The 24,567-nt window shown below is 54.8% G+C and carries 20 protein-coding genes and 1 pseudogene; 9 read left to right on the forward strand and 12 right to left on the reverse strand.

Annotated features, from left to right (window positions below):
- Window positions 1-66: 66 nt before the first annotated feature.
- The 10 genes and pseudogenes from A4S02_RS10990 to trpB all read right to left on the reverse strand — a co-directional run bounded on the left by A4S02_RS10990 (window position 67) and on the right by trpB (window position 12,749).
- Window positions 67-1,735, reverse strand: a pseudogene (locus A4S02_RS10990) (OprO/OprP family phosphate-selective porin).
- Between the two features lie 163 nt (window positions 1,736-1,898).
- Window positions 1,899-2,933 carry a phosphate ABC transporter substrate-binding protein PstS gene (pstS, locus tag A4S02_RS11000; protein ID WP_082246822.1) on the reverse strand — a complete coding sequence of 345 codons (1,035 nt, stop codon included), beginning with the start codon at window positions 2,931-2,933 and terminating at the stop codon, window positions 1,899-1,901.
- A 73-nt stretch (window positions 2,934-3,006) separates the two neighbouring features.
- Entirely contained in the window at window positions 3,007-4,314 is a 1,308-nt protein-coding gene (locus tag A4S02_RS11005) for a sensor histidine kinase (RefSeq protein WP_070323802.1), read from the reverse strand.
- A gap of 19 nt (window positions 4,315-4,333) precedes the next feature.
- Window positions 4,334-5,023, reverse strand: a complete 690-nt coding sequence (gene phoB / locus A4S02_RS11010) for a phosphate regulon transcriptional regulator PhoB (RefSeq protein ID WP_019088766.1) — start codon at window positions 5,021-5,023, stop codon at window positions 4,334-4,336.
- Between the two features lie 222 nt (window positions 5,024-5,245).
- Window positions 5,246-6,535, reverse strand: a complete 1,290-nt coding sequence (locus A4S02_RS11015) for an adenylosuccinate synthase (protein WP_003623768.1) — start codon at window positions 6,533-6,535, stop codon at window positions 5,246-5,248.
- Between the two features lie 65 nt (window positions 6,536-6,600).
- Window positions 6,601-7,785: an ATP phosphoribosyltransferase regulatory subunit gene (locus A4S02_RS11020; RefSeq protein WP_070323803.1), complete on the reverse strand. Its 1,185-nt coding sequence runs from the start codon at window positions 7,783-7,785 to the stop codon at window positions 6,601-6,603.
- A 52-nt stretch (window positions 7,786-7,837) separates the two neighbouring features.
- Complete coding sequence (locus tag A4S02_RS11025; RefSeq protein ID WP_070323804.1) at window positions 7,838-9,316, reverse strand: ATP-binding protein; 1,479 nt, start codon at window positions 9,314-9,316, stop codon at window positions 7,838-7,840.
- Window positions 9,313-10,566: a TIGR03862 family flavoprotein gene (locus A4S02_RS11030; protein WP_070324253.1), complete on the reverse strand. Its 1,254-nt coding sequence runs from the start codon at window positions 10,564-10,566 to the stop codon at window positions 9,313-9,315. The genes A4S02_RS11025 and A4S02_RS11030 overlap by 4 nt, the downstream gene beginning before the upstream one ends.
- A gap of 33 nt (window positions 10,567-10,599) precedes the next feature.
- Complete coding sequence (gene trpA / locus A4S02_RS11035; protein ID WP_070323805.1) at window positions 10,600-11,433, reverse strand: tryptophan synthase subunit alpha; 834 nt, start codon at window positions 11,431-11,433, stop codon at window positions 10,600-10,602.
- A complete protein-coding gene (gene trpB / locus A4S02_RS11040; RefSeq protein WP_003623779.1) occupies window positions 11,430-12,749 on the reverse strand; it encodes a tryptophan synthase subunit beta in 1,320 nt (439 codons plus the stop codon). The genes trpA and trpB overlap by 4 nt, the downstream gene beginning before the upstream one ends.
- Before the next feature lie 187 nt (window positions 12,750-12,936).
- Here trpB and A4S02_RS11045 point away from each other — a divergent pair, with 187 nt between their 5' ends.
- The 3 genes from A4S02_RS11045 (at window position 12,937) to rho (ending at window position 16,195) form a co-directional block, all read left to right on the forward strand.
- Window positions 12,937-14,127, forward strand: a complete 1,191-nt coding sequence (locus tag A4S02_RS11045) for a magnesium transporter CorA family protein (RefSeq protein ID WP_026019317.1) — start codon at window positions 12,937-12,939, stop codon at window positions 14,125-14,127.
- A gap of 1 nt (window position 14,128) precedes the next feature.
- A complete protein-coding gene (locus tag A4S02_RS11050; protein ID WP_070323806.1) occupies window positions 14,129-14,662 on the forward strand; it encodes a hypothetical protein in 534 nt (177 codons plus the stop codon).
- 234 nt (window positions 14,663-14,896) lie between these two features.
- Window positions 14,897-16,195 carry a transcription termination factor Rho gene (rho, locus tag A4S02_RS11055; protein ID WP_070323807.1) on the forward strand — a complete coding sequence of 433 codons (1,299 nt, stop codon included), beginning with the start codon at window positions 14,897-14,899 and terminating at the stop codon, window positions 16,193-16,195.
- A 61-nt stretch (window positions 16,196-16,256) separates the two neighbouring features.
- Here the strand turns inward: rho and A4S02_RS11060 are convergent, their stop codons facing one another.
- Complete coding sequence (locus tag A4S02_RS11060) at window positions 16,257-16,550, reverse strand: sulfurtransferase TusA family protein (protein ID WP_070323808.1); 294 nt, start codon at window positions 16,548-16,550, stop codon at window positions 16,257-16,259.
- Window positions 16,551-16,709: 159 nt separating this feature from the next.
- Between A4S02_RS11060 and A4S02_RS11065 the strand changes: the two genes are divergently transcribed.
- The 4 genes from A4S02_RS11065 to A4S02_RS11080 all read left to right on the forward strand — a co-directional run bounded on the left by A4S02_RS11065 (window position 16,710) and on the right by A4S02_RS11080 (window position 20,412).
- On the forward strand, window positions 16,710-17,198 hold the full coding sequence (locus A4S02_RS11065) for a Fur family transcriptional regulator (protein WP_006116856.1): 489 nt from the start codon (window positions 16,710-16,712) through the stop codon (window positions 17,196-17,198).
- A complete protein-coding gene (locus A4S02_RS11070) occupies window positions 17,195-18,043 on the forward strand; it encodes a GNAT family N-acetyltransferase (protein ID WP_019088774.1) in 849 nt (282 codons plus the stop codon). The genes A4S02_RS11065 and A4S02_RS11070 overlap by 4 nt, the downstream gene beginning before the upstream one ends.
- A gap of 64 nt (window positions 18,044-18,107) precedes the next feature.
- Entirely contained in the window at window positions 18,108-19,754 is a 1,647-nt protein-coding gene (lnt, locus tag A4S02_RS11075; RefSeq protein ID WP_070323809.1) for an apolipoprotein N-acyltransferase, read from the forward strand.
- Window positions 19,755-19,917: 163 nt separating this feature from the next.
- On the forward strand, window positions 19,918-20,412 hold the full coding sequence (locus A4S02_RS11080) for a helix-turn-helix domain-containing protein (protein ID WP_070323810.1): 495 nt from the start codon (window positions 19,918-19,920) through the stop codon (window positions 20,410-20,412).
- A 41-nt stretch (window positions 20,413-20,453) separates the two neighbouring features.
- On the opposite strand, the gene A4S02_RS11085 is transcribed toward A4S02_RS11080, so the two are convergent.
- Entirely contained in the window at window positions 20,454-21,278 is an 825-nt protein-coding gene (locus A4S02_RS11085) for a DUF2076 domain-containing protein (protein WP_070323811.1), read from the reverse strand.
- A 75-nt stretch (window positions 21,279-21,353) separates the two neighbouring features.
- Between A4S02_RS11085 and A4S02_RS11090 the strand changes: the two genes are divergently transcribed.
- Both A4S02_RS11090 and glyS read left to right on the forward strand, forming a co-directional pair.
- Entirely contained in the window at window positions 21,354-22,400 is a 1,047-nt protein-coding gene (locus tag A4S02_RS11090; RefSeq protein ID WP_208858884.1) for a glycine--tRNA ligase subunit alpha, read from the forward strand.
- Between the two features lie 4 nt (window positions 22,401-22,404).
- The gene (glyS, locus tag A4S02_RS11095; RefSeq protein ID WP_070323812.1) at window positions 22,405-24,465 is read left to right on the forward strand and encodes a glycine--tRNA ligase subunit beta; all 2,061 of its coding nucleotides are present in this window, start codon (window positions 22,405-22,407) and stop codon (window positions 24,463-24,465) included.
- Window positions 24,466-24,567: the final 102 nt, after the last annotated feature.

The raw sequence follows: 24,567 nt of genomic DNA on the forward strand, positions 1-24,567 counted from the left end.
CTGAGAACAGCAAAAAGGGATCGCTCCTTACGGAACGATCCCTTTTTTAGTGGCAAAATATCGGGTTTAGAATGCAGCCTGCACACGGGCAGCCACAGAGTTCCCATCACGGCCAAGAATGTTATAGGCTTGGCTATTACGCGTTACGATAAAGTGGTTGAAATCCAGCATCACACGGAAGTGGCGGTTCGGATACCAGTTCACCCCACCGGACCATACCGTCTGGCGGCCACCGCGCACACTATTTGCCGTATCATCAAAATCAGCCACACTGTAACGGCCAGAAAGTTCCAGCGCACCCCAGTAACCGTGTGCAGGATCAAATTCATGTTCCACACCCGGAGCAGAGAAAGCACCTTCTTTTTCATTATACATACGGGGCTTGCCGAACAGCGTATAGTTAGCCGCGCCATAGTAACCCTCGAACGACAGAGATGGCAGAGACTGCCCACCCTGCTGCTGATTACGGGTTACGCCGATATGGTAATATTCACCCTTCAGCACCAGCTTTTTCCAGCGGAAACCCAACTCCGGACCAGCAGACCATACGGAACCAATATTGCGTAGCGCGCCTGTGTTCAGCAATGCCGTTGTTGTCAGGTTAACTTCTGGCGCTTCCTTAAAGGTATAGGTGCGGCCATTGGTGCCATCATTCACCTTGAATGCGCTAATGGCAGAAAGCCCCAGATGCACGTCTATGTCTTTAGAAACATAGGGGCGGCCGGCAACACGGAAGGTGCCACCTGTCTGGCTATCGCCAATGTTAGTATCTTTGGCGCGGTTACCAAATGTCTGACCGGTGAAATACCCTGCAATCCACCAGCGTTTTTCATAATGCAAGCCACCAACACTAAAGCGGGCATCGCCCGCAGCAATGTTACGCACGATATCCGTGATGGCAGGACGTTCCATCATTTCGAAATCGTTGGAGCTTTCGGAATCTTCTTCCGTCACACGCGGCTGGAAGTACCCTACCGTCAGAATAGTGTTGTGCAAGCCGGTATAGTTCAGGTTGGCTTCGTACAGACCATCCGATCCATCCGCGCTGCCAGACCCGAAATCAGGCGTTATGTTTGCCACCCAGTCTTTATACCGAAAGGTAAACGGAATACGCAGGCGGCGTGCATTTTCTGTTAAGCTTGAGAAATCGCCCTTGGTTTCACCCCTTCGCGGAGACATGCCCATAAAGCCCCCAAAGTCTTCATGAAATGCCAGACCGATTGGACAGGCCATAAGCTCCATCTTCAGATGCAACTGTAAAGCGCCCTTTGGGGAAGCCAATGGTCATGCCCCCAACGTGCACGTTTTCATCCTGCTGCGTCGCTGCCTTGAAATCCTTCCATGATGTCGTCATGCCGCGGTCAGAAGGTGGCGTGCCAACACCGTTGTTCAGCAGAATATTTTTATGCGGTACCTGTTCACCAAACTTTACGTTGGGGTCTACATCGTTATCAGCATATTTTTCGGGGAACTTATATCCGTTCTGTGCCGTTGTACGTGCAGTTCGGCGTGAAACAGGGCCTTTCTGCCGTGTTTCATTTTGAGCAATCTGAGATTTAAGATGTGTGATCTGCCCCATCATTTCACGCCGCATTTCAGCCATTTCGGCTTTCAGGGCGCGGATCTGGGCATCATCTGAACTGGAAGCCTCGGCCACTGGGGCAATTCCAGACATCAAAATTGAAGCAAATGCAAAAGATGGAAGAAGCGGTGAACAACGACGCATCATGGCCATTCCGAAACAGAAGAGGAGCGATGCGTGGTGAATAACTTTATTCCAACTTTTTGTGCGTGACGCTTAGATGATGGTTTCATGACAGTTTCATGAAAAAAGCGGCCCGCAAAGGAGCCGCTTTCCATAATAAAATATATTATTGAAATAAGGGTATCTAAAAAACTTATTTGCCAGTTTGCCATGCGGCCTGGATGCTATCCTTAACAGCTTTGGGCAACGGCACGTAATCGAGCTTTGCGGCAATGGAATCACCCTTAGCAAAATCCCACATAAAGAAGCGCTTTACAGCTTCATCACGCGCAGGGTTACGTGCGGGCAGCGGCACCAGTACATAGGTAGCAGAAACAATGGGCCATGCCTGTGCACCAGAGGTGTTCAACAAATTAACAGAGAAATGCGAAGCATTTTTCCAATCTGCTGCTTCTGCTGCCTGAGAGAAACTGGCCTGAGAGGCGGCAACAGCCTGACCAGAACCATTCTGGAGACGAATGGTGGTAAGATGGTTACGGCTGGCATAGGCATATTCCACATACCCTACACCACCTTCCGTGTTTTGCACGGTAGCGGATACGCCATCGTTCCCGCGTGCGCCTAAACCGCCCGGCCAGCTGATGGATGTGCCTGCGCCATACTGATCATGCCAATTTTTGGAAGACTGATCGAGGTAAGATGTAAACACAAACGTTGTGCCAGACCCATCTGCACGATGGATAGGTGCCACTGCCGTATCTGGCAGGGAAACACCCGGGTTAAGTGCAGCAATTTTTGGATCATTCCAACTGGTAATATCGCCGGAATAGATAGAAGCCAGCACATCACCACTCAGTACCAACACATCTGCTTTAATGTCCGGAATATTCACAACCGGCACAATCCCGCCCATAACGGTGGGGAACTGAAAAAGATGTGCGCTTTCCAGCTTTTTGGCATCCATAGGTGCATCAGATGCCCCAAAATCCACCGTGCCTGCCAGAATCTGGTTCTGCCCGGCGCTGGAGCCTACAGTCTGATAATTTACATTAACACCTGTATCTGCTTTGGCGGCAGAGGCCCAAGCCTCATAAATCGGAGCAGCAAAACTGGATCCTGCACCAGTTACACTTTGTGCATGAGAAAAGGAGGGCACGGCTGCCAGCAGGCAGGCAACCGCAGCAGCACAGGTTTCAGACCGAAAAGAAAAACGCATTTTGGGGAGTATCCCTAAGCATCAACATAAAACGGCACCAGTACATGCCGCTCCTGCTTCGTAAGGGAGTGGATGCAAAAATGGGTTACGTCTGCAAGACAGTTTGGTGACAGTTTAATGAATGATCCGCCACCAACGGCAAAAGTGGCAGCCAGATATGGCAGGACGTGCCCTGCCCCACAGCACTTTCCACCACAAACCGTCCTCCATGCCGGGTGATAATATGCTGTACAATAGCAAGCCCCAACCCACTGCCCTGCACAGCAGCCGCAGTTTTGGCTACGCGATAAAACCGTTCTGTTAAGCGAGCCAGATGCCGGGCTGGAATACCGGGGCCATTATCCGTTACACTCAGCACAATACCCGGTGCAGATGGCCAACGTTTATCGGCCTCTGCCTGCTGGCAGGTTATGGCAATAAATACAGGTGTACCGGACTTTGTTTTTTCTGAAACAAGACTGTATTTTATGGCATTTTCAACAAGATTGACCACAACCTGTAAAAGCTGTGTTTCATCCCCCGCAACTTGCCAATTCTTATTTTCTGGCGTCTGCACATCAACTTTAACAGGCAAACCGGCAGCCAGAAGATCTCCCTCTATCCGGCACTGATCAAACAGATCTAGCAAACGCACCACTTCACGCGGTTTTTGGTGTTCCTGCATTTGCACACGAGAAAGATAAAGCAAACTGTTCAGAAGGTTTTGCATCCGCTTGGCCTGCTGGGCCATAATTTCTAAAAACTCTTTTTGTGCTAAAGGGTCATCCGCAGCAGGCCCTTGCAGGGTTTCTATAAACCCCAGCAAAGCAGCCAACGGTGTGCGTAGTTCGTGGCTGGCAAATGCCACAAAATCTGTGTGCTGGCGTTCAGCAACAACGGCATCTGTTTCATCATGCAAATCAACAAACACCAATGTTGTTTGCGCATTGGGGGCTGTGTTTTCCCGGCGCATACTTATTGGCAATAATGCTGCGGGAAGGCTCTGTTTTTGCAAAACAGCCTGAACCACCCGTAGCCGTGGAATATCTAGAATAACACGCACCCGGCCCGAAAGTGTATTTCCTGCTTTTTGCGCAAGCACCACATCCAATTTAGCCTGAAATGCCGGATGGCGAACTATACTACCAAGGTCTCCATCAAACTGCTGTTCAGCCATTTTGGAAACCACACACAAGCCGCGTGTCTCATTTATCACCAACATGGCGGCTGGTAAGCAGGCCATAATCTGTTCCAGACAGGGCTGAGAAACTTCCTTACTGGGGCTGCGCCGTGCAAGAACAGGCACACGGCTTGCTGGAGCACGCATACGCCCAATCACCATGCCACCCAAAGTTGCCATGGCTGCACCAACCATGGCCCCTTCCCCCATTATCAGCCATGCTTGTGCAACCATGCCGAAAATTTACCCTGTTCTAGCCCTGTGGCAGATCCAGCGCATACCCTCTGGCCCGCACTGTACGGATAAGATCCTGCTCATCCCCTTCATTCAGGGTTTGCCGCAGGCGGCGGATATGCACATCCACCGTGCGCAATTCTACAAAAGAACTGCGTTCCCAAGCATGTTTCAAAAGCTCCTCGCGCGAGAAAACTTTACCCGGATTGAGCATAAAGAATTCCAGCAAACGATATTCAGTTGGCCCCAGAGCCAGCAAACGCCCACTACGTTCTACCTTGTGGCTTACCCGATCCATTACCAACGTATCAAACCGCAAGGTTTTATCTGCTGGTGGCAAGCGGCGCAGCATGGCTTTTACGCGCGCAAACAGCGCCTCCATGCTGAAGGGTTTTACAAGATAATCATCCGCCCCTGTATCTAAACCGCGGATCGTATCTGTTTCTTCCCCTCGTGCGCTGAGCATCACAATTGGAAGTGTTGCTGTTTTGGGCTGTCCCCGTAGCTGGCGGCAAACTTCCAGACCGGAAATACCCGGCAACATCCAGTCTAGCAGCAACAGATCAGGGCGTTTTTGGCGCACTTCTTCAAGTGCGGCTTCGCCATCCCCAACAACGCGGACTGCATATCCCTGTTTTTCAAGATTGTAGCCGATAAGCCGGGAGAGTGCCGGATCATCCTCAACCACCAGAAGATCTGCCTTATTCATGCTTTCCCTGCTTTTTGTAACATGACTGAAAGATAGGGGGTTCTCACAGCAAAAAACAACGTCTCGCTACCTCGCAAGAAAGAGATCATGCGTGAAAACCGCTTATATATCGGGCAAAAAATACCCGTATGAAAGTTTTGTGAAACCCTCATAAAGTTGCAACAAAAAAAGGCCTTCCCTTATGGAGAAGGCCCTTTTGTTACAAACGCGTTGCCTGCCAGATCAATCTTCAAACGGATCACGCATCAGAATGGTATCATCACGGTCTGGGCTGGTGGAAAGCAGGGTAACAGGTGCACCCACCAGTTCTTCAATCCGGCGCACGTATTTAATAGCCTGTGCTGGTAGGTCTGCCCAGCGGCGTGCGCCGTGGGTGGTTTCCTTCCAGCCTTCCAGCGTTTCATAAACCGGGCGCACGCGCTGCTGCGCTGCCGGAGCGGACGGGAAACGTTCAATCTTCTGCCCGTCCAGTTCATACCCCACGCAAATCCGGATTTCATCCAGACCATCCAGCACGTCCAGCTTGGTCAGCGCCAAACCATTTACACCACCAACGCGCACGGCATGACGCACCAGCACGGAATCGAACCAGCCACAACGGCGCGGGCGGCCCGTGTTGGTACCAAATTCATGCCCACGTTCACCAAGGCGACGGCCTGTTTCATCATGTAGTTCTGTGGGGAACGGGCCTTCACCCACACGTGTGCAATACGCCTTGGCAATACCCAGAACAAAACCCGCAGCCGTTGGGCCCATACCTGAACCCGTACCAGCATTGGCAGCAACTGTGTTGGAGCTGGTAACAAACGGATAGGTGCCGTGGTCCACATCCAGCATTACAGCCTGCGCACCTTCAAACAGGATACGGCGGCCTGCACGGCGGGCATCATCCAGAATGTCCCAAGTAGGAGCCATATAAGGCAGCACTTTAGGGGCAATATCTGTCAAGAACTTCAGAAGTTCTTCTTTGGTGAATACAGGTGCACCCAGCCCTGCCAGCAGAGTGTTGTGGTGTAGCAGCAGTTCATCCAGCTTCCAGTCCAGCGTTTCTGGCTCAGCCAGATCACACAGGCGGATAGCGCGGCGGGCCACTTTATCTTCATACGCAGGGCCAATACCACGGCCGGTGGTGCCAATTTTACGATCACCACGCGCAGCCTCACGCGCACGATCAAGCGCACCATGCACAGGCAGAATCAGCGGTGCGTTTTCTGCAATTTTGAGCGTATCAGGGGTAACTTCCAGCCCCTGTTCCTGAATACGGCCAATTTCTGCCAGTAGCGCCTGCGGGTCCACCACCACGCCATTGCCAATAATGCCCAGCTTGTTATTCACCACGCCAGAAGGCAACAGGGAAAGCTTGTAAACCTGATTGCCGACAACCAGCGTGTGCCCGGCATTGTGCCCACCCTGAAAGCGCACAACAATATCGGCCCGACTGGCAAGCCAATCTACGATTTTGCCTTTGCCTTCATCACCCCACTGGGCGCCAATCACGGTTACGTTGGACATGGATGGTGTGCTCCTGAAAGAATCTTGCCGCTAACTGAAAGAGAAAAAGCCCCTTACGGGGAAAATCATGACAAGGCCGTGCAAACGGTGCCACGCAACACGTGGGTGCACCCTAAACGGCGCGCTTCAATCTCTGGCTCTGCGGTGAGAGAAGATGCCGCCAGCGTGGCGTAACCCTGCGTGCGCAGGCGCGCGGCTTCCCGCTTATCTGCCCCCGATGCCACATAAACACGTGGGCGTGCAGGTGTTGGCGGAATCATGCGGAACAGCACATCTGGCCGCAATGTCAGCCCGCAAGCGGGTTCATTATCATTGCACAGGTACCGGCCACCGCGCCCCAGCTCTTCCGAACGGCCAACAGCAAACAACGTAACGCATACACCTGTATGATATTTCCAGCCCCGAAACTCTACGGGGTCTACCGTCATACGCAGGTTGGGGCACTGCTCACGCAGAGCGGCCACCGTATCTACCAAACGGTCCAGAACAGCTCGCGCCTTGGGTGGAAGGGTAATTTCGGTCAACCGCGCTACTGCATGTTCGGCCAGACCTGTGGCTTCCAGCAATGCAATAAGCGTACTTGCCAACGGGCCACCCTGTTCGGCCACCGCGGCGGAATCCTTACGGTCCAACGCACGCATAAGGGCGGCGCGCTGAGCTTCGGGCACTTTGCTTTCTTCCAGCAGGGCCGGAATAAAGGGCGGCATGGTGAGATCGAAGGAAACATCCTTCACACCCAGACGCTCCAGAGCTTCCGCACCAACAGACATGACCTCTGCATCCGCCTCTGGCGAATCCGGACCTATCAGTTCGATACCCGTTTGCATAATCTGGCGGCTGCTTTCTTCCGCCGCCACGGGGGACACCACAACACACACACCGGCGTAAGAAACACGCAGCGGGCGCGGTGTGCTGGCCACACGCGTTGCCGCCATACGGGCAACCTGCGGCGTAATATCCGGGCGCAGCACCATCATGCGGCGGGTATCCGGGTCCATCACCCGAAAACTCTGTTCCGCAAGGGCCGCACCGGCACCTGCCAGATACGTGTCCTCAAACTCTATAAGAGGGGGCCGCACGCGGTCGTATCCGTGGGATGCAAACACGTCCATAAGCGTGGCAACGCCTTCTGCCTCGGTTCGGGCATCGGGCGTTAAAAAATCTACAAAGCCTGCGGGCAGCAGCGCCGGGCTGAAAGGCGGGTCTTCCGTCATGCTTCGGGCTATAGCACTGCATGGCGTGCCCGTCATGCCCGCAAAGGGGCACTTTTTGCGCTATATGCTTCTAACAGGTGTGGTTTTTTCAGCCATCTGCGTTGCCGGGCAGGGTTTCCCACCCTGTGCCAATAAAAGTCAGTACCCGGCGGCCCATGCCATCTGCACGCAATACAATTAGATTCTGATCTTCCAACCATCCCAGCAGACGGCGCGCACGCCCTTTTGAAACCGTGCCATATACCTGTGCAATAGCGGCATCAGATGGGCATGGCTGCCGGGCCAAGGCGGCACGGGCCAGAAAAAGCCCCACGGCCTGCAAATCCTCCGGCAAGGTAGAGGCCAGAGCTTCGGCTTCCTGCCACTCGGGCTGGGTGGATGTTTCTTCATCCACACCGCTGCGGGCGGTAGCCAAGGCCCGGTTAAAGCGCCGCATATCCAGCGCATTCCGCCCCAACCCGGCAATACGACACCGCACCAGAAAATCCTGATACAAAACAGGTGCCGGACGAAAGGCGGCTTCCTCATCCTCCATCATGTCACGCAGGATGGCACGCATTCGGGCTTCACGCTCGGTTTGGGTTTCAGATGTTTCTTCTGGGGCTTCCTGTTCGGCTTGAGCTGCCTGTGCCTCACCATGTGCGGCAAGTTGGGTCAGCAGATCCGGTGGTGGCGGTGCGGGAACTTTACGTGGGCGTGCAGGCATATCCTGTACGGGCACGGGAGCCAGAATAAGATCATGCACCGGGGCTGGCGGCGGCTCAAACGGTGTGAGCACCGGCCCGGCAGAGCGGCTTTCTGTTTCCACCGTGCCAATACGCACCGGCGTTGGCCTGCGGCACAAGGCCGGGCCAAGCGCTACAAAAGTGCCACGCGCCAAATCTCGGAACGATTCGGCCTGCCTGCGTTCCATCCCCAGCAGATCTGCCGCGCGGGACATATCAATATCCAGAAATGTGCGGCCCATTAAAAAGTTGGAAGCTTCTGCTGCCACGTTTTTGGCCAGCTTGGCCAAACGCTGCGTGGCAATAACCCCGGCCAGACCACGTTTACGGCCACGGCACATCAGGTTTGTCATGGCACCGAGAGATGCACGCCGGGCCTCATCCGAAACCTCACCCGCTGCGGCAGGGGCAAAAAGCTGCGCTTCGTCCACCACCACCAGCACCGGATACCAGTATTGGCGCGGCACCTCGAACATACCGCCCAAAAATGCGGCTGCCCAACGCATCTGCTGGTCTGCATCCAAACCTTCCAGATTCAGCACAACAGAAGCACGGTGCATACGCATACGCTCGCCCGCCGCATGCAGCGCCATTTCGGAATGGTCTGCACCATCAATCACCAGATGGCCGAATTTTTCCGCAAGGCTGACAAAATCCCCCTCCGGGTCAATAATCGCCTGCTGCACCATGCGGGCAGATTGCTCCAGCAACCGCCGAAGCAGGTGTGATTTACCAGACCCCGAATTGCCCTGCACCAGCAGGCGCGTAGCCAGAAGTTCGGCCAAATCTAATTGCGCCGGGCCACCCCCCGGCACTTCACCCATTATAATCATGCTGCTCATGGCTGGAGGGGATACCGCTTAGCCCCTGTATCCTGCAACCATGCCTGTAGGCCCTTTGCCGCTGCGCGCCCTGTGGCAAGGCAGGCATGCAGCAGATAGCCGCCGGTTGGGGCCTCCCAATCCAGCATTTCACCGGCCACAAATACACCGGGCACTGCACGCAGCATAAAGCCATCTGTGCAGGAGTCGGAGGTAATACCACCCGCGGTGGAAATAGCGCGGGCAAGCGGTTGCGGAGCGCTCAACACAACGGGCACAGCTTTTAACCGCGCAGCCAAGGCTTGAGGCGAGGAAGGAATATCCTGCCCCCCTTCACGCAACAGTGCTACGGCAACAGGCGGCAGACGTAATGCCTTGCGTAATTTGTTGGAAAGGCTCTCTCGCGGGCGGGTAGCGGCCAAACGGCGGGCTATTTCTTGCTCTGGCATATCCGGGCGCAAATCTACCATCACAATGGCCACACCATCTTCGGCAATGGCAGCCCGAATAGGAGCAGACAGCGCATAAATCGCGCCACCTTCTAGCCCATTAGCAGTTACCATTACTTCGCCCTGCACGCGTTGCCCTGCAAAGCTAAGTGCTACAGGTTTAAGCGGCACGCCTGCAAAACGCTCCCGAAACAGATCAGACCAAGCTGTCTCAAAACCACAATTTGCTGGCTGTAATGGCGCTATGTTTACGCCCTGCTGCGCCAGAACCGGAACCCACCCCCCTGCGCTGCCCAAACGCGGCCAGCTTGCCCCGCCTAGCGCCAGCAATGTGGCATCTGCCTGCATAGGGGCTGGCTCATCCTGCCCTTCGCGCTGAACAAGCAGATGGCCTTGTGCATCCCACCCTTTCCATGCGGTGCGAGCGTGAAACACAACACCAAGTTCTTGCAGCCGCGCCAGCCATGCACGCAGCAACGGAGATGCCTTCATGGCCGAAGGAAACACGCGGCCGGAAGACCCTGTAAAATGGGCTTGCCCCAGCCCTTCCATCCAATGCCGGATGTCCTGCGTTGTCCACGCATCCAATGCTGGGCGCAACCATGATTGCGCCACACCATAACGCCGCATCAAAGCCTCATGCGGTTCGGAATGGGTGATGTTTAACCCACCCCGCCCTGCCATAAGCAGTTTGCGGCCAACACTGGGCATACGCTCCAGCACCTGCACGCCATAACCAGCCTGCGCCAGATACTCCGCCGCAGCCAGCCCCGCAGGGCCAGCCCCGACAATAACGATGTTAGCGGCTGAAGCGTGTGTCATGGGCAAGATATTACTGGAATCGGAAAAGCGGAATCATACCGCCTTTCCGTCAGCACTGCGCACAGCTTTTGCCAGATCTTCAATCTGCGCCAACACGCGCGGAAGCGTTTCTGCCGTGGCGCGGCCTTTGTCATCCAGCGTTTCCGCCAAGGTGGACAGCAGGGCCGAGGCCACAACCGCGCCATCTGCAATGCTGGAAGCATTGGCGGCCTGCTGTGGTGTACGCACCCCAAACCCAATAGCGATCGGCAATTTGGTGACCTTACGCAGGCGTGGAATGGCGGCTTCCAGATCATGCGTAGTGGCAGAACGTGTGCCCGTAATGCCTGTAATGCTAACGTAATATACAAAGCCAGATGCGTGAGAGAGCACGTAAGGCAGGCGCTCATCCGACGTGGTGGGCGCGACAAGCCGGATGATATCTAGCCCATTGGCCTTGGCAAATGGTGCCAGCACATCGGCTTCTTCTGGCGGCAGGTCCACCAAAATTAGTCCGTCCACACCAGCGCTGGCGGCATCACGGCAGAAGCGTTCATACCCATAAGATTCTACCGGGTTCAGATATCCCATAAGGATAACGGGGGTTTCGTTATCCTGCTGACGGAAATCCGTTACCATATCCAACACGCCTGCCAGCGTAGCCCCGGCTTTCAGGCCACGGCGGGCGGCAGCCTGAATAACGGGGCCATCGGCGGAAGGATCTGAAAAAGGCACGCCAATTTCAATCAGGTCTGCGCCAGCAGCGGGCATTTTGCGCAGCAGTTCCAGCGATGTATCCCAATCTGGATCATACGCTTCCAGATATGGGATAAGCGCGCCGCGGCCTTGGGCGGCAAGTGCTTTAAAACGGGCTGCTATACGGCTCACAGCTTGACCCCCAGATGTTCGGCAACAGTGAAGATATCTTTATCACCCCGGCCAGAAAGGTTGACCACCAGCAGGGTATCCTTGGAAAGGGTAGGCGCAATTTTGGCGGCATAAGCCACGGCATGGGCAGATTCTAGCGCGGGAATAATGCCTTCCATACGTGTGCAGAACTGGAAGGCATCTAGTGCCTCATTATCCGTAATGCCTACGTATTCTGCGCGGCCAATATCATGCAGCCATGAATGCTCTGGCCCCACGCCGGGGTAATCCAGCCCGGCACTGATGGAGTGTGCTTCTTCAATCTGCCCGTCTGCGTTCTGGAGCAAATAAGTGCGGTTGCCATGCAATACACCGGGGCGCCCACGCTCAATAGAGGCAGCAGTTTTACCGCTATCCAGCCCGTGGCCAGCGGCTTCCACACCAATCAAGCGAACAGATTTATCATCCAGGAACGGGTAGAAAATACCCATAGCGTTAGAACCGCCACCAATAGCTGCCACCACAACATCTGGCAGACGGCCTTCGGCTGCCTTCATCTGGGCTTTGGTTTCCGTACCAATCACGCTCTGGAAATCACGCACCATAGCCGGATACGGATGAGGGCCTGCTACTGTGCCAATAAGCATGTAGGTATCGGCAATATTGGCCACCCAATCACGCATGGCCTCGTTCATGGCGTCCTTCAGCGTGCCTGCGCCGGAGGTAACGGGCACCACCTCCGCGCCCAGCAGACGCATACGGAACACGTTGGGCTTTTGCCGCTCCACATCGGTAGCACCCATGTAGATCACGCATTTCAGGCCGAACAGAGCACATACGGTTGCCGTGGCCACACCATGCTGGCCAGCACCGGTTTCCGCCACAATACGGGTGCGGCCCATACGCCGTGCCAGCAGAATCTGTCCCATGACGTTATTAAGCTTGTGGGAGCCCGTATGATTGAGTTCTTCACGCTTAAGAAAAATTTTAGCGCCACCCAGTTCTTCCGTCATGCGCTGTGCAAACCAGAGCGGGCTGGGGCGGCCGACATAATCTTTCAGATAATAATCCAGCTCCTTCCGGAAAGCCGGATCAGCCTTGGCAACCTTATAGGCTTCATCCAGTTCCAGAATGAGGGGCATAAGGGTTTCCGCTACAAAACGGCCCCCATGGCGCCCACCAAAATGCCCCCGCTCATCCGGCTGGTGCCGGAGGGAATTGCTATGCACCGCTGACGTGCCGTGTTCCTTCGGATCTGCCATTTCTGGTCTGCCGCTCCCATACCGCGTGAAAAACCGCGCCTGCCAGATATGTAAAAGCCTGACATCGCCTGTCATAACGAAGCCGCAGGCTTACCAGATACCGCAAGGCGTTGCACAGCCCTGCAACCACGTAACCTTGCCAGAAACGTGTAGAAGGCCGCATAATTTGTAACAGTTGAATATTTGCAGCCCATATCGCCACCTGACATTCTGTGTTCAGAAAACAGTGGCCCTGCCTGCCTTCGGTAGCGCGCGCACACAAATGGAGAATCGCATGTTCCTGGCCCACCGGCCTGGTATGCCCGCACGGGCTATTGAGACCGCAGCCGACGCCGCCGATGCCGTATGGCTGGACCTTCTAGACCCCACTCCGCAGGAACAGGCTCTGGCAACCCAATTATGCGGCCAACCTATTCCCACACTGGATGATCTGAACGAAATTGAAAGCTCATCCCGCATTAGTGTGCGCAATGGAGCGGCCTTTCTTTCCTCCCCTTTATTGCAGAAAACCGGCCCGGAATTTCAGACAACACCCGTAGGCTTTATTCTGACGCAAAACCGGCTGTTCACCATCCGCTTTCAGGCCTACCAGTCTTTTGAAACCGTGGCTTTGCTTGTGGCTGACCATGCGCAGGTTATGCCCGCCCCCCATGCCATTCCTACGCCAGAAACAACGGCTCCCACGCCGGCATCCACAGCGGCCCCCTCTGCCCCATTACACACTCAACACGATGCCACATTGCATGCCGGTGAAATTCTGGTGGCGTTGATTGAAACCATTGTGGATCGGCTGGCCGATATTCTGGAAAGCGTGGGAGACCTGCTAGATACTCTCTCGCACGATATTTTCCGTACCCGCCCATCCGGATCAGCAGTGCGCAACATAGCCTCATGGCAACGTGATCTGCTCCAGCGCGTAGGCACTTCGGGCAATCTGTGTTCACGTATGCGCGATACGCTTTTGGGCATGGAGCGCATTGCCCTGTTTTTGAGCGAAAGCCGCAAAACAGCCAGCGCTATCCCCACCCCCGGGTACATGCTGAGCACACGCCACATCACCACGGATTCTGTGCCACAAGAAGGTGAAAGCAATACTGCTGCGGCTTATGCGCTTTCCAACCCGCTGCGGATGCGCGTTACCACGGTAAGCCGAGACCTTTCCTCGTTAGATGCCTATGTTTCCCAAGCGCAGGACAAGGTGGAATTTCTGCTGGATGCCACTTTGGGCTTCATCAACATTGAACAGAACGGGGTGATGAAGGTGCTGACAGTTGTCAGCTTCATTGGTGTTGCCCCTACTTTGATTGCCGGCATTTATGGTATGAACTTTAAGAACATGCCTGAACTGAACTGGTCTTTCGGATACTGGTATTCACTCGGGCTTATGGCCTCCACCATTGTATTGCCCCTACTGTGGTTCTGGAAAAAAGGCTGGCTGGGAGGGATTAAATAAGATGCATCAGTTCTGGAAAACGGCTGTTTTGTGCGCCTCTCTTATGGGTGGTGTTGCTACGGCACATGCGGCATCTACCACACCTGCGCAGACCCCACCCCCAAATGGCTATCAGGCATTTTTTGATCATCTCAGCACCGAACCCCTGCGCTATGCCGCCATTTCTTCACGCAATGGCAAACGGCTTCTTGTTGGGCTTCATCCCTCTACAGAAGGCCACGTGGCTGGGGAGTTGATGCTGCTGGACGCCACCATGCGCCCACTGTTGACCGCGGATATAGAAGGCACAGCGCCCAACCTGCAAAGCGGGCAAACAGGCACATGCCAACTTACAACCACGCTAAAGGAAGACAGCCTACACTTGAATGGCCCGTGCTCGCAGGATCAGATTTCCGGCGGCCTTACGCGCACCATGCACCCCTCCCAACTGTGGTCTCAGGTCAACAGTTTTATTTCCCCCGATATGTCTGTTTCTGCTGTATGGCTAAACCGCGCGGGGTGGAATGCCGCCATTACCCCCTCACCATCGCCATGAAGTGCGCACCACAAGGTTATTGACGATACATCAGGCCGCCGTTATTATCCGGCTCCATAGTGCTGGCTGACTTCACCTGCCCAGTGCATCCTCCCTTTAGTCTGGATTATTCTGCCCCGGCATCACCTTCCAGCAAGGTGTTTATTTGCCATAGCCACGCGCTTTCGGCAGCCGAAGGCATGAGAAATCCTGACATATTCCTTATGAACTTTTGCCAGTCAGGGCATTTCCTAGATGCATCTTGCGGAACTCAAGGCCAAATCCCCAGCGGATCTTTTGGCCTGCGCTGAAGACCTGAATATTGAAAACGCGTCATCTCTGCGTAAGCAGGACATGATGTTTGCCATCCTGAAGGCACTGGCCGATAACGACCAGGCGATCTACGGCGAAGGCACGCTTGAGATCATGCATGACGAGTTTGGTTACCTGCGTTCCCCCGAATCAAACTACCTTCCCGGTCCGGATGATATTTATATCTCCCCCACTCAGGTGCGCCGCTTTGGCCTGCGCACGGGTGATACGGTAGAAGGCCAGATTCGCGCCCCGCGTGATGGTGAACGCTACTTCTCCATGCTCAAGATCAACACGATCAACTTTGAGCCACCGGATGCCGTACGCCACCGGATCAACTTTGATAACCTGACCCCACTTTATCCTGAACGTCGCCTTCAGATGGAAGTGGAAAGCCAGGCTACTGCCCCAGAACCGAAGGCTGAAAAAGGCAAGAAAGGCGCGCAGAAAGACTTCACACCGCGCGTTATTGATCTTGTTTCCCCCATAGGTATGGGCCAGCGCGCCCTTATTGTGGCGCCGCCCCGTTCGGGTAAAACGGTTATGCTGCAAAGCATTGCCTCGTCCATCAGCGCCAACCATCCGGAAGTTTTCCTGATTGTTCTGCTGATTGATGAACGCCCCGAAGAAGTGACCGACATGGCGCGCTCTGTGCGCGGTGAAGTAATTGCTTCCACCTTTGATGAACCCGCACACCGCCACGTGCAAGTTACAGAAATGGTGCTGGAAAAAGCCAAGCGCCTTGTTGAACACAAGCGCGATGTGGTGATTCTGCTGGATTCCATTACCCGCCTGGCCCGCGCTTACAACACTGTTGTGCCCTCATCCGGCAAGGTGCTGACCGGTGGTGTGGATGCCAACGCCCTGCAGCGGCCCAAGCGCTTTTTTGGTGCCGCCCGTAATATTGAGGAAGGTGGCTCCCTTACCATTATCGCCACGGCGCTGATTGATACCGGCAGCCGCATGGACGAAGTGATCTTTGAAGAATTCAAAGGCACGGGTAACTCGGAACTGGTGCTGGATCGTAAGCTGGCAGACAAGCGTACCTTCCCCGCTATCGACATCACCAAGAGCGGCACCCGTAAGGAAGAACTGCTGGTTGACCGGGCTACGCTGTCTAAAATGTGGGTTCTGCGCCGTATTCTGGCCCCTATGGGCACGATGGACGCCATGGACTTCCTGTTGGACAAGCTGAAATACAGCAAAACCAACAACGACTTCTTCGAAGCCATGAACAACTGACCGGGCAGGCTTCTTTCGCCTTCCCTTCTGTCAGTTCTTTTTACAGAGCGCCTGCTTCGGTTTACGAAGCAGGCGTTTCCTGTTTTTTGCGCAGTGTGAGCACCACACTGCCATCGGGCTGCGGCACATCAGACAAAATGGTATGCCCCAGCGCACGGGCAGACCGGCTGATATTTTTCAGCGGTTCCTCCCCTTTCAGGCGCACAGCCAACAAACCACCCAGTGGCAAGCCATCCAGCGCCAAGCGCGTGCGCACAAATGTCATGGGGCATTTTTCCGTTGTAATATCCAAAACGGCAATGCGCGGCTCTTCCTGCACGTTAAAATCGGGCACATAGGCAGCAGAACGAGTCATTCAGAAACTCCACAAAAGGACGAAAAACGTAAGCTCACCTGCAAAAGATAGGGGCCTGCATCGCATAAAAAAACTGCCGGCGAGTGTAAAATTGGACAAACCCTATCACTTTCGGCTACCTGAAACCTGAAACACAAATTGTAACTCAAAGCAGGATTTGTGATCTTGAAGGCACAGTCGGCAGAATCGCGGATCGAGCAGCTGTGTGTTGAACACGGCCTGAAAATGACCGGACAGCGGCGCGTAATTGCGCGTGTTCTGTCTGAAGCAGACGACCACCCTGATGTGGAAGAGCTGTACCGCCGTGCCTTGACACTGGATTCCCGCATTTCAGTGGCCACGGTGTATCGCACCGTAAGGCTTCTGGAAGAAAAAGGTATTCTGGAACGCCGAGATTTCGGCGGTGGGCGCGCACGGTACGAAGCAACGGAAAATGGGCGGCACCATTATCATCTGATAGACGTGGATAATGGGAAGGTTATAGAGTTTGAAGACCCGGAACATGAAGCCTTGATGAAAAAAGTGGCTGATCGGCTGGGCTTTGAATTTGTTTCCATGCGGCTAGAGCTGTTTGGCCGCAAAAAATCTGCTGCAAAGCCGGGCACAAAAACATCTTCTCGTGCCCGTCAGAAAGGAAATGCTGCATGAGTGCAACGCGCAACAACAAAGGGGGGCTTTCTGCGCTGGATCTGGAACGCAAAGGCTTTCCTGAACTGCGTGGTGGCACCCTGAGCGTACGCATTGCAGAAACAGAGGCCGAGCTGGAAGCAGCCCAAGCCCTGCGCTATCGTGTTTTTTATGAAGAAATGGGGGCACGCCCTGATGGCGAAACCCTGCGTCTGAAACGCGATATTGATGAATTTGACAATGTGGCAGACCACCTTTTGGTTATTGACCACGCCATTGCCTCGGACGCGCGCGGCGTGGTGGGTACATACCGGCTGGTGCAAAGTGATGCCGCAGAAAAAATCGGGCGTTTTTACTCTTCCAACGAGTATGACATTACGCCGTTGAAGGAATTCCCCGGTAAATTGCTGGAAGTGGGCCGCTCCTGCGTAGATAAAAACTACCGTGGGCGCACAGCCATGCAGTTGCTGTGGCGGGGCATTGCCTCTTACATTTTCCTGCATCAGATTGATCTGCTGTTTGGCTGCGCCAGCCTGCCGGGAACAGATCCGGATAAAATGGCAGATGAACTGACCTATCTGTACCACAACCACTTGGCCCCTCCGGCCCTGCGTGTGCGTGCATTGCCAGACCGAAAGGTAGAAATGCTGCGCACAGACCCGCACAGCCTAAATCTGCGCCGGTGCTTGGCTGGGCTACCGCCGCTTATTAAAGGCTATCTACGACTGGGTGGCTATGTGGGAGATGGCGCTGTAGTGGACCCACAGTTCAACACTACGGATGTGGCTATTCTGGTTAAAAGTGAGCTGCTGGCAGATAAATATTACAGGCACTACGAACGCCGCCTGCGCGATGCGCTGGACTGATAACGGACAGCTTTTTCAACGTCCGTTTTCTTTTTCTGTCAGTCAGTAAACTAAGGTTCGCGCCGTGGTAAAACTGCCCGCGTTTTTTCAAACGGCGCACAACCGCCTGCGCCGATGCTGGCGGGAAAATTGGCGTTTTATGGGGTTCATGCTGGGAGTTGGCGCTCTTTCTGCGCTAGCTCTGCCCCCTTTGCACTTTTTACCCATATTGCTGCTCACCTTTGGCATATTGGGGCGGATACTCAATACCACAAAAAGTTGGAAACATGCTGCATGGGCTGGTTGCCTGTTTGGCTTCGGTTTTTACACAGCCGGCCTTTACTGGCTGGTCAATGCAGTGCTGATCCGTGCAGATGAATTTTGGTGGTTTGTACCCTTTCCTTCCATGGGATGCGCCCTGATTCTTGCGCCAATGGTTGGCGTGCCAGCAGCACTCAGCACATTCGTGCTCGCTGGGTTGCGGCGTCTGGCATTTTTTGCCGGTGCGTGGACTGTATTTGATATGGGCCGCACATTTTTATTCAGCGGCTTTACGTGGAATGCACTGGGCAGTTGCCTTGCCATACCCGGCCCTGTTGGGGACATGCTCATTCAGCCTGCCGCATGGATGGGGGAAGATGGGCTCACGTTGGCGCTTGTATTGGCAAGCCTACTATGTGGCAGTGCCTTATTGGACAGCTTGCATCTGTACACGCCGTTTACACCACAATCGGCGGCTCCATGTTGCTCACCTACAGCGCGGCGCAGAATTTATATGGGCTATATAGCTGCCTCTGTGCTGTGGCTTGGTGTGGGCGCAGCACGTTTTTATAACATTCACCCTCAGGGCGAATCCGGCCCAATAGCCATTATGGTGCAAGGTAATGTGCCGGAAACTGAAAAAGTAGGCAGATTACGCCCCAGAGATATCTTTTTGCGTTACCTACGCCTAACAGCCCAAGGCGTACAACAAGCCCGGCAGTTACAAATTCAGCAGGCAGCTTCTGGCACACCTTACCGCCCTATTGTGTTTTTGTGGCCAGAAACCTCTTTCCCCGGCTATGATCTATTGCAGGATACGCCCAAAGCCCGCGAAGTTATTATGGATTGGGCGCTGGGGGCGGATGCAGGAATTATTGGGGCGCTCCGCCAAGATGATAATGGGCGTTATCGCAATTCCGTTTTGGCGTTGGCTCCCGATGGTGCCGTAAGTGCTATATATGACAAAGCACGCCTTGTTCCTTTTGGAGAGTACCAACCCTCGTTCATCCCTTTGCAGATTGTACCACAGGGCGGATTGGCTGCTGGCCCTGGCCCACAAACATGGCATTTGGCCAACATTCCACCTGTAGGCCCATTGATCTGTTACGAGGTGATTTTTTCGGGCGATGTCACCAACTCTCATGATCGGCCCCGTTGGCTTGCCAATGTCACGAATGATGGGTGGTTTGGGAACAGCGCAGGCCCGCGCCAACATTTGGAATCCGTGCGCTTACGCGCCGTAGAAGAAGGGCTGCCAATTGTAAGAGCTGCCAATACAGGTATTTCTGCAGCCTTTGATGGCAGAGGCCATCTTCTTGCCAAATTAGGGTGGGACAAAACAGGTGTACTTGTTTCTGCTGTGCCTGCTGCCCTCCCTCGCACGTTTTTCGGGCATTACGGGCAGGCTGTTCCTTTACTACTCTGTGCGTTGCTGATGTTGGGAGCATGTATCCGGCGCAGCAAAGCCTAATTTTTCTTAATTTCCTGTTTACCGTTTTTTCAGTTTTATGGCGCAGTTCCCTTTTAAACAGGTATCTGCGCTGTTTTTCTTTTGGAGGAGACGGCAAACATCTTTCTAAAATGTTAACCTTCTTAAGCATATTCCCTCGTGAAAGCAGGAAAAGTTTCGGGGCGTGAAACATACGGAGCAGGAACCGATCGACACCACCATGATCCAGCCTCTTGCTGCTGCCAGTGCTATTGATGCCCATGTTGGCAAGCGCATAAGACTACGCCGCACATTGTTGGGACTTTCTCAGGAAAAACTGGGGGAAGCTTTAGGGATTACCTTCCAGCAGATCCAGAAATATGAACGTGGAGCAAACCGTGTTGGTGCTTCGCGATTGTATCATATTGCCTGTGCGTTGGATGTGCCGATCAGCTTCTTTTTTGATGATATGCATCCTGCGGAAGCTGCTTCCAACAAACAGGCACATTTTTCGGAAACCCGCAAAAGCTTTGGTACAACATCGGATAAGAGTGTTACCGCTGCACCCGCAGCAGATGCAAAAACCATATTCAAAAAGCAGGAGACGCTGGAACTGGTGCGCGCGTATTACAGTATTCCAGACGCCCAAATGCGCCGAAAAATTCTTGAGCTCATGCAAACAATGAGCGGCTCCAGATAAACAAAGGGCGGCCTTTAAGGCCGCCCTTTTTAATGCGTGGATCAGAAGCTCTGATCGTCTCCGCCACCCCAATCTCCACCAGCGTCTCCGGCATCTCCGCCCCAGTCAGAACTGTTTGCGTCAAAATTCGGATCAGCGCTGGTGCCAGCACCACCAAACGGATCTGCGCCCGGTGCGCCTGCTGCCCCGGCTCCCGCATCACCATAATAATTGTTAATGGTTTCTGTAGGGGCTGCACCGCCGCCCCATCCGGCATCACCGCCAGCCGCACCGGCATCATGATGCCCACTGAAAAGGCTGGTCAGCGCATTGGCTGCCATCATGCCGCCCGCAACACCTGTTGCTGTGGAGAGTGCGCTGCCCAAAAAGCCCGAACCACCCTGAAACATGGAAGGGCGCATACCATAAGGCATAGGCTGTGGCTGATACTGCGGCGGCATAGGTGCTGCAGCAGGGCGGCCACCCCACCCCGGAGGAGCAGAGGTTGGTTGCGGTTGCGGCTGTGACTGCGGATTCTGCCCGCCACCAAATAGGCCACTAAAGAAGCCGCCAGATTTCTGCTGCCCGGCACCTTGCTGCTGTTGTGCCTGTTGCAAAGCCTGTTGGGCCTGCTGCAACTGGAACTGAAGTTGCTGAATACGATTTTGCGCTTCTACCAACGCGACTTCCTGCACAACTGCCATCTGAGTGATGCGGTAACGCGCTTCCGGGTATTTCTGGAATTCCTGCGCAATAAACTGGTCTGCTTCCGGGTCTATCGGGGGCAGGTTGGGCCGCGTAGAGGGTACACTGGCAAAACCGCCCTGTGGTGCGCCGCTTACACGCGCAAAGAATTTTTCGATCAGATCGCGTTCGTCGTTATTCATCCCATACCTTCCCTGCCCTTTAGGGCCTAACACTGGCGGCTATAGCTTTTATTTTACGCCAACACTCTGTCCAAGATGTGGCGCGGATACAAGCGTGATGCAAGAAGCCCTGCGCAGGAAGAATTGCACCATGGCCTGCCTTCTCTTCCGGTTCGGCGCATGGGGCTGTATGGTGTGCCCGCACGCAGTATGTATGAGCTGTATTATAACCTAACCTACCGGAGTAGCACCCTGATCATGGACCCGGCGTCTCCCCGCCCCACTGAGCGGCCTCTTTCCTTTCAGGATCTTATCCTGACCCTTCACCAGTTCTGGTCCAAACAGGGATGCGCCATTCTCCAGCCCTATGATCAGGAAATTGGCGCGGGCACCCTTTCCCCCCACACCACCTTGCGTGCACTTGGCAGCAAGCCGTGGAAAGCGGCCTATGTACAGCCCTGCCGCCGCCCGTCTGATGGCCGGTATGGGGAAAACCCAAACCGCTTGCAGCACTATTATCAGTATCAGGTTCTGCTTAAGCCCTCGCCGGAAGAAAGCCAGAAACTGCTGCTGGACAGCTACCGCGCTATCGGGATTGACCCGGAACTGCACGATATCCGCTTTGTGGAAGATGACTGGGAAAACCCCACCATCGGCGCATGGGGCCTTGGCTGGGAAGTCTGGTGCGATGGCATGGAAGTCACGCAGTTTACGTACTTCCAGCAGGTCGGCGGTATTCCCGTAACCCTGCCTTCTACCGAACTGACATACGGGCTGGAACGTCTGGCCATGTATGTGCAGGGCGTAGAGAACGTGTACGATCTGGATTACAATGGCGCGGGCCTGACCTACGGAGATGTATTCCTGCGGGCCGAGAAAGATTATTCCCGCCATAATTTTGAGCTGGCAAATACAGACCTGCTGTTCCAGCATTTTACAGATGCGGAAAAAGAAAGCGTTGCGCTGGCCGAAGCCGGTGTGGCCCAGCCTGCATATGACCAGTGCCTGAAGGCCAGCCATCTGTTCAATCTGCTGGATGCGCGCGGCGTTATCAGCGTGAGCGAACGTGCCGCCTATATTGCCCGAGTGCGTAATCTGGCCAAGCTATGCTGTGAAACCTGGCTGGCTGGCGAGGACAAGTAAGATAATGCCCGAACTGCTGATAGAACTGTTCTCTGAAGAAATTCCGGCCCGCATGCAAAGTCAGGCAGGGGAAAACCTCCTGCGTTTGCTGACAGAAGCTTTGGCCCCACTGCATCCGCAGAATGCTGTGGCTGCCACTGGCCCGCGCCGTATTGCCGCCAGCCTGAACATTGATGCCACCGTACCCGGTCGCACGGTTTCTGAACGTGGCCCACGTGAAGGAGCGCCAGACAAGGCGCTTGATGGCTTTACCCGCAAGCACGGCGTAACGCGCGATGCGCTCACGCTACAGAACGGGTTCTGGATTCTGGAACGTGAAGAGCCAGCCGTAAGCGCACAGGCCCATATTGCGGCTGTGCTGCCTGATCTGCTGCGGCGCTTCCCTTGGCCTAAATCCATGCGTTGGGGAGCAGGCAGCAGCTTTACATGGGTGCGCCCGCTGCGCCGTATTTTGTGCATTCTGGATGGTGAAACCGTGCCGTTCTCCCTCGCTCAGGGTGAAGATAACGGCCACAATCTGGTGGCTGCCAACCTTACGGAAGGCCATCGCTTCCTCAACCCCGGTGCTGTGGCTGTTTCTAGCGCTGTGGAATGGCGGAAAACCCTACATGATCGCCATGTGATGGTGGATGCCGCAGAACGCCGCAAAACCATTACAGAAGGACTGAACACACTCGCAGCCTCCGAAGGATTGCAGATTGTGCCAGATGCCGGGCTAGTGGATGAAGTAGCTGGTTTGGTGGAATGGCCTGTGCCGTTCCTTGGCCAGATTGATGCGCAGTTTATGGAACTGCCTGCTGAAGTGATGCAGGTTTCCATGCGTGTGAACCAGCGCTACTTTGCCCTGCGCAACAGCGATGGTACGGCCGCGCCGCGCTTTGCTTTTGTGGCCAACATTGTACCGGCAGATGATGGCACGCTTATTGTTACCGGTAATGAACGCGTGCTACGTGCCCGCTTTGCAGATGCCCGCCACTTCTGGGATCTGGACCGCAAGCAAACACTAGCTTCCCGCCTGAAGGCACTGGATTCCATCACCTTCCATGCCAGCCTAGGCTCTCAGGGGGATCGCACGCGCCGCATGGTGCGTCTGGCCGGCATTCTGGCCGACATGGTGGGTGCCCCAAAGGCCGATTGCGAACGCGCAGCCGAGCTGAGTAAAACAGACCTGACAACCGGCATGGTTGGGGAGTTCCCTGAACTTCAGGGCGTGATGGGGGGCTACTACGCCAAGCATGATGGCGAAAGCGCTGCTGTGGCGCAGGCCATTAGCGAGCAATACACCCCACGCGGCCTCGGTGATTCGGTGCCGACTGCGCCGGTTTCCGTTGTGCTGGGGCTGGCTGACCGCATTGATATGCTGGTGGCTTTCTTTGCCGCTGGTGAAAAACCTTCCGGTTCGGGAGATCCGTTCGGTCTGCGCCGCGCAGCCTTGGGTGTTATCCGCCTGATCCGTGAAAACAATCTACGGCTTGATCTGGTGCACCTGTTTGTTCTGGCCGCCGAAGCTCTGCCTGCTGATTTGCAGGATGCGCCTGATCTGGATCTGCTGCCTCAGTTCATTGCCGAACGTCTGCGCGTGCAGGTGCGCTCTGAAGGTGCGCGGCATGATTGTCTGGCCGCCATTTCCGTTGATAATTCCGATACGGACATCGTGCGCCTGCTGGCCCGTGCCCATGCCTTGCAAGACATGCTGGAAACGGAAGACGGCAAAAACCTGCTGGCCGCCACGCGCCGCGCTGCCAACATTCTGCGGATTGAAGACAAGAAAGACGGCCCGCACGAAGATACTCCAGACCCCGCCCTGTTCACGCAGGATGAGGAACGCGCCCTGTTTGATGCGCTGGAACGTGTGGAACCCGCCGTGGAAAAGGACTTTGCCGCCGAACGCTTTACCGATGCCATGCGTGAAGCCGCCAGCCTGCGTGAACCGCTGGATAAGTTCTTTGAAGTGGTAACGGTAAATTCCCCAGAGCCAGAACTACGGCTTAACCGCCTAAAGCTGCTTTCCCGCGTTGTGCGTATGATGCGGCTGATTGCAGATTTCAGCCAGATTGAGGGCTAATCCCTCACATCTCTTTAACGTGGCTTGCTGCATGTAACCGCAACAAGTCACGTTAAATTCTGCCCGCAAAAACCCCACACAATGCGTTGCACGCAGGCGTGT

The sequence above is a fragment of the Acetobacter ascendens genome (genome assembly GCF_001766235.1).
Taxonomy (GTDB): Bacteria; Pseudomonadota; Alphaproteobacteria; order Acetobacterales; family Acetobacteraceae; genus Acetobacter; species Acetobacter ascendens.

Coding starts and splice junctions, on each gene's coding strand:
- A4S02_RS11005 (WP_070323802.1), bottom strand. CDS start 4,314: ATGGTTGCACAAGCATGGCTGATAATGGGGGAAGGGGCCATGGTTGGT.
- phoB (WP_019088766.1), bottom strand. CDS start 5,023: ATGAATAAGGCAGATCTTCTGGTGGTTGAGGATGATCCGGCACTCTCC.
- A4S02_RS11015 (WP_003623768.1), bottom strand. CDS start 6,535: ATGTCCAACGTAACCGTGATTGGCGCCCAGTGGGGTGATGAAGGCAAA.
- A4S02_RS11020 (WP_070323803.1), bottom strand. CDS start 7,785: ATGACGGGCACGCCATGCAGTGCTATAGCCCGAAGCATGACGGAAGAC.
- A4S02_RS11025 (WP_070323804.1), bottom strand. CDS start 9,316: ATGAGCAGCATGATTATAATGGGTGAAGTGCCGGGGGGTGGCCCGGCG.
- A4S02_RS11030 (WP_070324253.1), bottom strand. CDS start 10,566: ATGACACACGCTTCAGCCGCTAACATCGTTATTGTCGGGGCTGGCCCT.
- trpB (WP_003623779.1), bottom strand. CDS start 12,749: ATGACAGGCGATGTCAGGCTTTTACATATCTGGCAGGCGCGGTTTTTC.
- A4S02_RS11045 (WP_026019317.1), top strand. CDS start 12,937: ATGGAGAATCGCATGTTCCTGGCCCACCGGCCTGGTATGCCCGCACGG.
- A4S02_RS11050 (WP_070323806.1), top strand. CDS start 14,129: ATGCATCAGTTCTGGAAAACGGCTGTTTTGTGCGCCTCTCTTATGGGT.
- rho (WP_070323807.1), top strand. CDS start 14,897: ATGCATCTTGCGGAACTCAAGGCCAAATCCCCAGCGGATCTTTTGGCC.
- A4S02_RS11060 (WP_070323808.1), bottom strand. CDS start 16,550: ATGACTCGTTCTGCTGCCTATGTGCCCGATTTTAACGTGCAGGAAGAG.
- A4S02_RS11070 (WP_019088774.1), top strand. CDS start 17,195: ATGAGTGCAACGCGCAACAACAAAGGGGGGCTTTCTGCGCTGGATCTG.
- A4S02_RS11085 (WP_070323811.1), bottom strand. CDS start 21,278: ATGAATAACGACGAACGCGATCTGATCGAAAAATTCTTTGCGCGTGTA.
- A4S02_RS11090 (WP_208858884.1), top strand. CDS start 21,354: ATGTGGCGCGGATACAAGCGTGATGCAAGAAGCCCTGCGCAGGAAGAA.
- glyS (WP_070323812.1), top strand. CDS start 22,405: ATGCCCGAACTGCTGATAGAACTGTTCTCTGAAGAAATTCCGGCCCGC.